10 protein-coding genes are annotated in these 11,944 nt (G+C 40.9%); 5 read left to right on the top strand and 5 right to left on the bottom strand.

Features of this window, described 5'->3' with window-relative positions; genetic code table 11:
• The first annotated feature begins 284 nt into the window (after positions 1-284).
• A complete protein-coding gene (locus tag H6G77_RS01900; RefSeq protein ID WP_242049127.1) occupies positions 285-965 on the top strand; it encodes a hypothetical protein in 681 nt (226 codons plus the stop codon).
• 874 nt (positions 966-1,839) lie between these two features.
• Here the strand turns inward: H6G77_RS01900 and clpB are convergent.
• The 5 genes from clpB to H6G77_RS01920 all read right to left on the bottom strand — a co-directional run bounded on the left by clpB (position 1,840) and on the right by H6G77_RS01920 (position 7,364).
• Positions 1,840-4,482, bottom strand: a complete 2,643-nt coding sequence (gene clpB / locus H6G77_RS01905) for an ATP-dependent chaperone ClpB (protein WP_190588022.1) — start codon at positions 4,480-4,482, stop codon at positions 1,840-1,842.
• Between the two features lie 61 nt (positions 4,483-4,543).
• Positions 4,544-4,675 (bottom strand): hypothetical protein, encoded by a 132-nt coding sequence (locus H6G77_RS36140; protein ID WP_277877193.1) that lies wholly within the window; start codon positions 4,673-4,675, stop codon positions 4,544-4,546.
• A 285-nt stretch (positions 4,676-4,960) separates the two neighbouring features.
• Positions 4,961-5,395 (bottom strand): lactoylglutathione lyase, encoded by a 435-nt coding sequence (gloA, locus tag H6G77_RS01910; RefSeq protein ID WP_190588023.1) that lies wholly within the window; start codon positions 5,393-5,395, stop codon positions 4,961-4,963.
• A gap of 290 nt (positions 5,396-5,685) precedes the next feature.
• Entirely contained in the window at positions 5,686-6,255 is a 570-nt protein-coding gene (locus H6G77_RS01915) for an HMA2 domain-containing protein (protein WP_190870674.1), read from the bottom strand.
• A gap of 626 nt (positions 6,256-6,881) precedes the next feature.
• Positions 6,882-7,364 (bottom strand): beta-lactamase hydrolase domain-containing protein, encoded by a 483-nt coding sequence (locus H6G77_RS01920; protein WP_190870675.1) that lies wholly within the window; start codon positions 7,362-7,364, stop codon positions 6,882-6,884.
• Positions 7,365-7,689: 325 nt separating this feature from the next.
• On the opposite strand from H6G77_RS01920, the gene H6G77_RS01925 reads away from it, so the two are divergent.
• The 4 genes from H6G77_RS01925 to H6G77_RS01940 all read left to right on the top strand — a co-directional run bounded on the left by H6G77_RS01925 (position 7,690) and on the right by H6G77_RS01940 (position 11,312).
• A complete protein-coding gene (locus H6G77_RS01925) occupies positions 7,690-8,154 on the top strand; it encodes a helix-turn-helix domain-containing protein (RefSeq protein WP_190870676.1) in 465 nt (154 codons plus the stop codon).
• Between the two features lie 18 nt (positions 8,155-8,172).
• Positions 8,173-8,727 (top strand): PIN domain-containing protein, encoded by a 555-nt coding sequence (locus tag H6G77_RS01930; protein WP_190588027.1) that lies wholly within the window; start codon positions 8,173-8,175, stop codon positions 8,725-8,727.
• A gap of 93 nt (positions 8,728-8,820) precedes the next feature.
• Entirely contained in the window at positions 8,821-9,867 is a 1,047-nt protein-coding gene (locus tag H6G77_RS01935) for an alcohol dehydrogenase catalytic domain-containing protein (protein ID WP_190588317.1), read from the top strand.
• 140 nt (positions 9,868-10,007) lie between these two features.
• On the top strand, positions 10,008-11,312 hold the full coding sequence (locus H6G77_RS01940; protein ID WP_190870677.1) for an inorganic phosphate transporter: 1,305 nt from the start codon (positions 10,008-10,010) through the stop codon (positions 11,310-11,312).
• The last annotated feature ends 632 nt before the right edge of the window (positions 11,313-11,944 follow it).

Here is an 11,944-nt window from a genome sequence, read left to right on the forward strand (position 1 = left end):
GATTAATTCTAAAAACCACTGCGCTCAGATAGAATTTTTCATTGAAATAAATTCTACAAATCTAGCCTTGCTCTCCTCTGAATTTTACTGCGAATAAATAAAAAATACCGATTATTGCTAATTTACATAAGATATTGTCTGCAAAAAAATATGAGTAATTTCTTTCACTTTTGATTGTGGCTTTAGTCAATTGAGGCTGGGTTTAGGGGTGAAAACGTATGGGGCTTCGCCGTGAGCGTCAGCTGAACGGTGTAAGGACTTTGAATGAGTACACCCATTAACCCATGTTACCAACCTTGATAAAACCTGGCAACTTGCTTTACCAGAATTTGACCACCGTAAATACTGGTGTTAAAAATGATGAATTATTTTTGGTGCATTTTGCCATTATGACTAAGGTTCAAAGATTAGCACACAAGATGTTGCAGTGCCAGGAAGAGTCAGTGAGGTTTTCTGTAACACTCTTACCTACAGACCACTCCCGCCTAGAGAAACTAGCGCAATTGATGGGATACACAAAAAGCGCCTTTTGCAGTGAACTGATTGCGGCGGCGTTGGATGATATGGAAGAGGTAATTGATACTCCTGACTCTCACATTGATAAATTTCTCCCCTCGGCTGAAGAATATGCTGAAGCTTTTACCACTATTGAAGCCAGCCTTACACCGGGACATCGAGCGATGTTGGTGGCTCATTATCATTTTCCTAACCGGACTACGACAACTTCGGAATTAGCCAAAGCAGCTAGTTATGACCATTACGGGGCTGTGAATTTGCAATATGCTAGGCTTGGCTATTTGCTGGCAAAACATTTAAATTGTGTGTTGCCGACTCACTCTGATGGTTCGCCATTTCCGACTGCTATTTTAGTTGAGTGGAGTTTTGAGGATGTTTGGTACTGCACATTGCATCCACAAGTGGCTGAAGCATTAGAAATTGTGGGTTTAGTAGGTTGGCAAAGATAAATCTGCTTGATTTGTGAGAATTTGAATATTTACTATTATTTTTGCTTGGTAAATAACTGAGGAGTGTTATCACAAATCAAATATGTTTTTATCTCTGCACCTTGGAAATCGCACTCGCAGCAATGATGTTTGCAATCAATAAAAAAATCCCCCAGTGGTGGCAGCCTCTGGGGGAATTAGTTATCAGGGTGCATCTACCAATTAATTGTTCTGTTGACGGCTGGCTCTAACCGGATAAAACTTTTCTGATTCTGGAATTACGCAAAAAAAATCCCCCAGTTGGTGAAAACCAGCTAGGGGAATTAGTTATCAGGGTGCATCTACCAATTAATTGTTCTATTGACGGCTGGCTCTAACCGGATAAAACTTTTCTGATTCTGGAATTATGCAAAAAAAATCCCCCAGTTGGTGAAAACCAGCTAGGGGAATTAGTTATCAGGGTGCATCTACCAATTAATTGTTCTATTGACGACTGGCTCTAACCGGATAAAACTTTTCTGATTCTGGAATTACGCAAAAAAAATCCCCCAGTTGGTGAAAACCAGCTAGGGGAGTTAGTTATCAGGGTGCATCTACCAATTAATTGTTCTATTGACGGCTGGCTCTAACCGGATAAAATTTCCAAAAAAACCCCCAGCCATGTTAAATAGCCAGGGGAGTTGAAGATCAAGGTGCATCTACCAATAAACTGTTCTCGGTAGATACTAATTAATCCGGATAAAGTTATGACTCTTAGTTAGTAGTAGAACTTAACAGGTGATAACAAGGCTAAAGAGATTGTTTCACAAGGGATAGAGCCTGAAAACACGTTGAAAAAATTCCTTACTAAAACTACAATTGATCGGCGAATTAGCTATTTATACATAGCTTCTTGTTATGTAATTGGCTGTGGGACTGATACTTTCACAGTGGATTTTTTGCGAAAAATCAATTTGTCTTCGGCTTTGTCAATGAGGATGGTATCACCGCCAATGAAGGTATTTTCTAATATCTTTGTAGCGATGGGGTTTTCGACTTCTCGGCGAATTGCTCGTTTTAAGGGACGTGCGCCATAAACAGGGTCGTAGCCCATTTCTACTAAGTAATCACAAGCTTCCTGGGTGATTTCAAAGGAGATTTTTTGCTCTTTCAACAAGTTCTCAACGCGCTTGAGTTGAATGCGGATGATGTGGCGCATTTCGGAACGGCTGAGGGTGTGGAAGAGAATGGTATCATCTACACGGTTGAGAAATTCGGGGCGGAAGTGCGATCGCAGTGCATCTGTTACCCTCTCCCGCATCATGTCATATTTAGAATCATCACCAGACACATCTAAAATGTGTTCGCTACCAATGTTACTGGTCATAACAATTACGGTATTACGAAAATCTACTGTTCTGCCTTGAGAATCAGTAATTCTACCATCATCAAGTACTTGCAACAGAATATTAAACACATCTGGATGGGCTTTTTCCACTTCATCCAACAACACAACTGAGTAAGGATGGCGGCGCACAGCCTCGGAAAGTTGACCGCCTTCTTCGTAACCCACATACCCAGGAGGCGCACCAACTAACCGCGCTACCGAGTGTTTTTCCATATACTCGGACATATCCAGGCGTACTAAAGCATCCTCTGAATCAAAGAGAAACTGCGCTAAAGCACGGGCGAGTTCTGTTTTACCTACGCCAGTCGGCCCCATGAATAAAAACGAACCGATGGGGCGGCTGGGGTCTTTCATCCCGGCGCGGGCGAGACGAATGGCTGCGGCTACGGCTTCGACGGCTTCATGTTGACCAATTACCCGTTCGTGTAAATGGCTTTCGAGTTGCAGTAGTTTTTGCCGTTCGGACTCTAGCAGACGGTTGACGGGGATACCTGTCCATTTAGCGACGATTTCAGCAATGTCGGCTTCGGTGACTTGTTCGCGCAACAAAGTCGAACCTTGGCTTTGGAGTTCTAACAGTTTGGTTTCTTTAGCTTCGCGATCGCGCTGCACACCCTCTAATTTGCCATACTTTAATTGAGCAGCTTTATTCAAATCATAAGCCCGTTCTGCCTGATCAATTTGTACGCGCAATGCTTCTTCTTCTTTCTTTAAAACACTAATAGCTTCTAATAACTGCTTTTCACCTTGCCATTGTTCGTTAAATTCTTGCTGTTTTACCTTTAAGGTGTCAATTTCCTGTTCAATGCGCTGCAAGCGTTCCCGCGTTTGAGTAGGAACTTTTTCTTCGCCAGCCAGTGACAGTTTTTCCATTTCTAACTGCATCAAGCGGCGGTCGATGGTTTCCAATTCTGAGGGTTTGGAGGTAATTTCCATTTTCAACTGTGCCGCCGCTTCATCTACTAAGTCAATGGCTTTGTCGGGTAGGAAGCGGTCAGAAATATATCTGGCTGACAAAGTAGCTGCCGCCACTAGGGCTGAGTCGGAAATTTTGACGTTGTGGTGGACTTCGTAGCGTTCTTTCAAACCCCGCAAAATCGAGATAGTATTTTCTACGTTAGGCTGATCGACAAACACTTGTTGAAAACGGCGTTCTAAGGCTGCGTCTTTTTCAATGTATTTGCGATATTCATCTAAGGTTGTCGCGCCTATACACCGCAGTTCACCCCGCGCCAGCATCGGTTTGAGTAAATTCCCTGCATCCATCGCCCCTTGTTGGTTGGAACCAGTACCAACAACGGTGTGCAGTTCATCAATAAACAGGACAATTTGTCCATTAGATTCAATAACTTCCTTGAGGACGGCTTTCAGGCGGTCTTCAAATTCACCCCGATATTTTGCCCCAGCAATTAAACTCCCAATATCTAAAGAAATTAATTGCCGATTTTTGAGCGATTCTGGGACATCACCGTTGATTATACGTTGTGCCAAGGCTTCTGCGATCGCAGTTTTCCCGACACCCGGTTCACCAATTAAAACGGGGTTATTTTTACTCCGGCGTGACAATACCTGAATCACACGGCGAATTTCATCATCCCGCCCGATAACTGGGTCAAGTTTTCCGGCTTTGGCTTGTTCTGTTAAGTCCCTACCAAATTTTTGCAATGCTTCGTAGCGAGACTCTGGATTTTGGTCTGTCACTTTTTGGCTACCGCGTACAGCTTTAATTGCCGCTTCTAGAGTACCACTATCCGCATTAAAACCTTTAAGTATCCGCCGCCCAATACGTTCATCTTCTGCAAAACCTAAGAGAATATGTTCTACAGAAATGTAGGTATCTTTCATTTTGACTCTAGCTTCCTCGGCGCGGTCAAGCAGCACATCTAAAGTGCGACCGAGGTAAAGTTGGTCATTATTGGCAACTTTGGGCTGACGTTGAGTATATGCTTCGAGTTGCTGTTGTAAACGGATGGGGTCGATTTCCGCCCGTGCTAAAATGCGAATCGCTAAACTAGTGGGTTCTTCTAAAAGGGCAATAATTAAATGTTCAACGTCTAATTGTTGTTGTTTATAAGCACGAACTATATCCTGAGATTTAACAATTGCTTCCCAGGCCTTATCTGTAAATTTATTGGGATCTGTAGGCTGCATCGTTACGAAGTTGAATTGCGGATTTTATTTAAGAAATTGGAGTTGGGAAAAGGTAGAGGACTTATGATGAGATGCGATCGCTGCATCCCCTGTTAGTAGCGTAGGATGAAATAGAGCGATAAGCTAGGGGCGAGGAATAATCAATAATAAAGGATTTATAACCACGAAACTTGCCACCCACAAGAATAAACATTTACACTTCATACTTCACACACTTCACACTTTTACCGTATTCTCTCCCCAAATCATCATCCAAGCACTATTGACTTTAAATCCGCGTGTATCTGTGGTTGCAAGTTTAGCGTAATTTATTTTCGGGAATGCTTTGGGGGTATAGGGGTCAGGACTTCCGCACAAAGTTTGTCTATGAAGAATGGGTGTAAGGGTTTTGAATACCGGGGAAGTCAAAAGTAAAAAACCTTTTGACTTTTAACTTTTGACTTGATTCTGCCCCTTACACCCTAATCCTAATCAAAAATTATTGCGATACCAGTTGTTCTTGTGATGTTTGCTTGGCGGCTGATCCTTGAGTCCCCAATTGAATGAGTTCAATTTTGTAGCCATCGGGATCTTCCACAAAAGCAATGACTGTCGAACCATGTTTCATTGGCCCTGGTTCCCGCGTTACTTTACCACCACGATTTTTAATTGCTTCACAGGTAGCATAAATGTCATCTACTCCCAAAGCAATATGACCGTAAGCGTTACCTAATTCGTATTTTTCTACTCCCCAGTTATACGTTAATTCAATTACTGCATTGTCACTTTCATCACCATAGCCAACAAACGCCAAGGTAAATTCTCCCCCTGGATAATCTTTTTGACGCAGTAATTTCATACCTAGGAGATCACAGTAAAATTTCAATGATTCTTCTAGGTTCCCTACCCGTAACATTGTATGTAGTAAACGCATAATGACTAATGAATTTTTAGCTTCAAGTTGTTGATTTCTGCCAACATTCTACAAGGGACTGCTCAAAAGTATAGGACTCATATTTGATTTGGGAAAAAAATCAGTACATTCAGATCAGGCTTCTTTCCTACTCCCGACTCCCCATTCCCTATTCCCTACCTGCACTAGATAAAAGTGCTATGTGCTGCACCACTAACTACATTTTGACGAAAAACAATCTGGCTGGTAGAGTAAAAACCGACCAAGACATTACCTATTGGACAATATGTTAAATTATCAAATCTGAAGAATTAAGCAGAGTTGAGTACTGATTGCGATCGCCACTGCTTGCCAGGTAAGATAAACACTACAGCAGATTTAAGTCCTTGAATTATCCTTTCTCCAGTCGAAAGTAATCTTTCCCAACGGTCTTTTCGCAGTTCTCGATGCTGAATAGCGTTACGTGCTTTGTTGGCGTTACGTAAGCTCTCTATTAAGTTAGCGCAAGCATCAAAAATAGTTGTGACAATTGTTTTATTGCTGACCTTGGTTGGTAATACGATATTTGGGGCGGTTTGAATTAGATGAACTAACTGCGATCGCATTTGTTCATCTGGCATTAAACCTGATGGATAATTAATCACAATAGACGAAGCTGAAGGGTTAATTCTCACTTTTGCATTCTTAATTTGAGATTCTATTGCTACCTTCAGTTTATTGGCATACTCTTTATCTTTAGCAAGTCGCGGCACTCGCAAGCGGATTCTTCCAGCAATTGCATGAGCAATGCTATATACAATTGGTTGAGGTTGTGGTTGATGATGAGTTGAATTTTTCCTTTGCTGATTTTGGTGTAAACTCAATATTTTTTTATAATTCATATCCAAATTTGTCTTAACTAAAAAATATTTTTTATATGTATTTTGTAATTGTTTTCAGCAATTAAAGATAACATCCAATATAATAAGTGTGCCATAAGGGAAAAAACTCTATCCGCAGAAGAGTATCCGCAGCTATCAAAGGTATGACGATAAATCTAGGCTTACTGCTCAGTTTACTTGGATAAAATGAAACCATTTAAGTTAAAGGTTTTAAATCAATGTCAGAGGATGTTTGAAAAGTATTTATCCGTAGTTTCAAGCACTCGTTGATCCCCCCTAGCCCCCCTTAAAAAGAGGGGAATTAATCTCAAAGTCCCCCTTTTTAAGGGGGATTTAGGGGGATCTAAAGTATTTTGCTACCAACAAGCAGACTTTTAAAACAACCTCTCAGAGGCTTTTCCATTCTCAAATTCTGCTGAACTCAATAAATGGCATCAAGGTATTACAATGGCTAACCGTAATAACATTTTCTGTTATAGCCTTTCTCATTCTAGTGAAGTACAAGCAAGAATAATTAACCGCCGATGGCCGCAGATAAATTTGTAACTCAGCAGACCAGGAAAGGCTATATAAAATTACGACAACATTGAAACTTATAAATTTCACTGTTGTCGGAGTAATAAAATTTAGCGAGCAAGTACCGCTACTTTGGCATGTTTATTCACATAGTTAACAAATAATTGCTTCAGCCTCGGACTCACACTAAAACCATTAAAGTCTTCTAGAAAGCCAAAGCCTAAACTTTTGGCTTTAGCTAAGGTTTGTTCTGCGTTTAGTCCTTCTTTGATGGCTATACTTAACAGCGCAATTCCTGTTGAACGCATTCCGGCTGCACAGTGGATGAGAACTGGTTTAGGTAGCTGTTCTAGCGTCTTTAGGGTTTGGGTAATCAATTCCTCATTCAGTGCTTCTAGCTTGACAGGTACGTTGGCATAATATAGTCCCAATTTTTCCGCAAGCTTCTGCTCATCCCGAAAAAATCCTAATTCATCAGGCGATCGCAAATTTAACACGGATTTATAACCTTCTTGGATAGCTTGCTCTAGCTGTTTTACTGAAATTTGTCCTGTTGTTGTTAAGCTGTCGTTGATTAATATGGCGTTATTCACATTCACTCCTTCTAACTTGGCTTGCAAAAATGCTGTGAGCAGCTATTCAAAAATGCACAGCGAAATTTGACAAAAATGCAATTAATCGGCTGATTAACGCTAAATTTGTCTTTTTGTTTTGATAGTTTTATTGCTCTATCCATAATATACGGTTAATCTATCGACTTGCCGATGTTTAGAACAAATAATCGATATGACCGTTAGATTTAGTGGTTTTTATCTATTTGCTAAGTTGTCCAACTGTAGGAAGCGAGCGATCGCACTTTGTTTCGGATATTGCGTTTATGAAATACAATTGTGATATTACAGTTGCATAGACTTCGCCATGAATTCCATCATCCCTGAACAGAACAAACCATTAGAGCCAGTTTTACTTCAAGAACAAGAAATTCAATCTATCAAGCAGCTAGAAAGTATACTGAAACCAGAAGATACTCAACTGCATTTAGTAGGCGCAAATGGCGAAACAATTCCCATCCCTGAATCAGTAGATAAAGTGTTGCGTAAAGTTGTTCAGGCAATGGCATCAGGTAAATTAGTCTCAATAGTAATTCAAGAGCAAGAATTCACAACACAACAAGCAGCCGACTTTCTGAACGTATCACGTCCCTATCTAATTAAGTTGTTAGAGCAAGGTGAAATTCCCTACATCATGGTAGGTACTCATCGGCGTGTACGATTTGAAGATTTGCAGCAGTATAAACAGCAGCGAGATAGCAAGCGTAGAAAATTTTTGCAAGAGCTAATAGAGATGACTGAAGAAGCTGGTTTGTATGAAGATGCTGAGTAACAGCTTAGGAAAATAGCTATGCTCAAAGTTATCTTAGATGCGTGTGTTTTATTTCCAATGTACTTAAGAGACACCTTGCTATCCACTGCGGAATCTGGACTGTATCTACCTTATTGGTCACAGAGAATCTTAGATGAAGCAATGAGTAATCTAGTTCTCAGGGGTAAGATTTCTGCTGAAGGCGCTAAAAACTTAGAGGAAGTTATCAAATATGCTTTTCCTGAAGCAATGGTTGACGAAGTGCCTTGGGAATTAGAACAGGCTATGACGAATGATCCCAAAGACCGTCATGTTCTTGCTGCTGCGGTCATAGTCAAAGCTGATATCATTGTCACGAATAATCTTAATGATTTTCAAAACCAAGCTTTAACACCGTGGCATGTCAAAGCACAGTCGCCTGATAATTTTCTGAGTGAGCTATTCGATGAATACCCAAGAGAAATGATTCAAGTTCTCCAGAAACAGTCCCAAAATTATAAAAGAAGTCCTAAAACTTTTATTCAGTTACTTGAACTGTTGAGTAAACAGTTACCGGGATTTACAAGCAAAATTTTATCTCATGAATCTATCTAAAAATTAGTGGAAACACAAAAATCTCTGAGTTTATAGCTCAACGTTGACTGCAAATGTTACATCTAAGATTGTTGAGCAGTGAAAAAAATCAACGTGAAAGCACAGGTATTCAGAGGCGTAAATCAACTTTCTTACGAAGAAATCCCAGTTCCAACCCTAGAACCAGATGAGGTACTGGTGCAGGTGCAAGTTGTGGGGCTGTGTCAGTCGGATATTAAAAAAATCCTTTATCCTCTTTATGAACCGCCACGCATATTTGGACATGAGACTGCGGGAAAAATTGCCGCCGTGGGTTCAGAAGTTAGAGGTTGGCAAGTGGGACAAAGGGTAGCGGTGATGCACCACATCCCATGTATGCGTTGCGCTTATTGTTTAAATGAAAATTTCTCGATGTGCAATGTCTACAAAAATATCTCTACCACAGCAGGGTTTAATGCTAGTGGTGGTGGTTTTGCAGAGTATGTGAAAGTACCAGGACACATTGTGCAGAATGGTGGTTTAATTCCGATCCCCGAAGATATTAGTTTTGAAGAAGCAAGTTTTGTGGAACCGACAAATTGCTGTCTCAAAGCAGTGAAGAAAGCCCAAATTGCCCCCGGACAAACAGTATTAGTCACTGGAGCCGGGCCGATTGGGTTAATGTTTGTGATGTTGGTGAAGTATTTTGGGGCAAAAGCGATCGCCACTGATTTACTGCCCTCTAGAATCGAAAAAGCTTTGGAGGTTGGTGCAGAAGCAGCTTTTGATGCCCGTGATCCCGATTTACCCACGAAAATTCACGCCCTCACAAATGGACTAGGTGTGGATGTGACCTTGTTGGCTGTACCTAGTGAAAAGGCGTTTTTTCAAGCACTAGACTGCACTCGTAAAGGGGGAAAAATACTGTTTTTCGCTGAGTTTCCCGATGAATTAGAAATTCCTATCAATCCGAATATTCTTTATCGCCGAGAAATTGATTTGATGGGGAGTTACAGTTCTTCTTACCGTCTTCAGGCGCTGTCGGCGGATATTGTATTTAATCGGCGGATTGATATTCCCGCCTTAATTAGCGATCGCTACCCTCTCAAAGATTTATCAGCAGCCGTAGAACAAGCGATCGCCCCTTCTCCTGATACATACAAAATATTAATCTATCCTTGATCCGGGCAAACAAGCTAACACGTAGAAAATACTTATAGCTGATTGTCAATTCCAGTGGGAAGTATGAAGTATAAAGTATGAAAATTTATTCTCTACTTGACTACTTCTGACTTTCCACCGATCTCCATCTACCCCAACTTATGCCCATGACCTTAGTGATAGTTGCCATCCTCGCTTTTTATGTCGCCTGTAATCTTGGTGCTAACGATGTTGCCAATGCAATGGGAACTTCTGTGGGTTCCAAAGCTGTGACTCTCAAACAAGCCATCATTATTGCTGGAGTTTTAGAGTTTACTGGCGCTGTCTTATTTGGGCATGAGGTGTCAGAAACTTTAGCAACAAAGGTTGCCAATCCTAGTTTATTTGCTGCCACACCCCAATTATTGGTAACAGGGATGATTACTGTATTAATATCTTGCGGTGTATGGTTGCAAATTGCTACTGCCAAAGGTTTACCTGTATCATCTTCTCACGCCGTCGTTGGTGCGATCGCAGGCTTTAGTGCTGTGGCAATGGGTATAGGTGCAATTGATTGGTCATCAATTGGTATGATTACCATTGGTTGGCTACTCACACCGATAATTAGCGGTAGTATTGCAGCCTTGTTTTACAGCCAAATTCAACGCTGGATTTTAAATCAACCAAATCAAGTTGCACAGCTAAGAGAATGGATTCCTTGGCTGAGTTCGGCTTTGTTGGGCGTGTTTGGCGTGATTGTCCTACCTTCGCTAACGCAACCTTTAACGAATTTCTTAACTGCACAAGTAGGAATTAACATCCCTGTATATGACATCCCCTTATTCACAGGTGCATTAGCAGCCGTGGGACTGACTGTAATGAGTTGGCGACAACTAGAAAAAGAGGCAGGAGATACACAGAGCAGAGAGCAGAGGAATAATATTTTACTCCCCACTCCCAACTCCCAACTCCCGACTCCCGTTGAAAGATTATTCGGTCGTTACCAACTACTCAGTGCTTGCTTTGTTGCGTTTGCACATGGTTCTAACGATGTGGGAAATGCGATCGCACCTTTAGCGGCGATCGTTTATATCAACGCTACTGGTAACGTACCAATCAATGGTATCGATATCCCCTTGTGGATTTTGGTTGTTGGTGGTGCAGGAATTGTTACAGGTTTAGCGATTTGGGGAAAAAACGTCATTGCTACCATTGGCGAAAACATCATTGCTTTGCAACCTAGTAGTGGGTTTTGTGCCGAACTAGCTACCGCCACTACCATTCTTTTAGCTTCTCGCTTGGGTTTACCTGTTTCGACATCTCACGCACTGGTTGGGGGTGTAGTGGGGATCGGGATGGTGCAGAGCCTGAACTCAATTAAATTTCAAACTCTGCAAGCGATCTCTGCTGCATGGTTAATTACAGTTCCTTTAAGTGCAGTCCTGAGTGCAAGTATCTTTAGTATTGCGCGGTTGGTTTGGCACTAACTGAAAATGGGGAGTAGAGAGTAGGGAGTAGGGAATAGGGTTTTTAAATTCACTGGGAAAATTTGTTGATGGATGCCTAATTCAAAAAAACTAGGAGTAAAAATTGCAAAATAAATATTTAAATTATCCTGATGCCTTTTGCGGAATACTTTGAAATACTAGAAGTAGCTAAAATATATTTTAGGAGAGAATAATACTTAAAAATTCCCCAGGAAAACAAACTAAGCTCTCAGATAAATGTAAACTGTTGCCAAAGTTACATTCTAGAATGATTTACATCTAGCTTTTACAAAGTTATTATCCTGAATCATTTCCAGGCATTTATTCGCAAGTATTTAAAATTTACTGTTGCTATCAAAATAGTAAGTACTTATATTGAGTGATAGATTTTATATTTCAAAATCTCACTTTTAAAGGAATGAATTTTCTGGCTGATACGTGGCACAAACTATGTGAAGCTGTACAGCCCAAGACTATATACTTTGCCAAGCTGTGTTCAGCGTGACAAAATTACTTTGATACGTGCAAATCTTGTTAAATTTTTTGGTCTATCTGACAAAATACTGAAATTTAGTATGAGCGCCAAGCAAATTTACGGGAAGCAGCTTTATCTTCAAGGTGTTAGAGGTTAG

Source organism: Aulosira sp. FACHB-615, from assembly GCF_014698045.1.
Taxonomy (GTDB): domain Bacteria; phylum Cyanobacteriota; class Cyanobacteriia; order Cyanobacteriales; family Nostocaceae; genus Nostoc_B.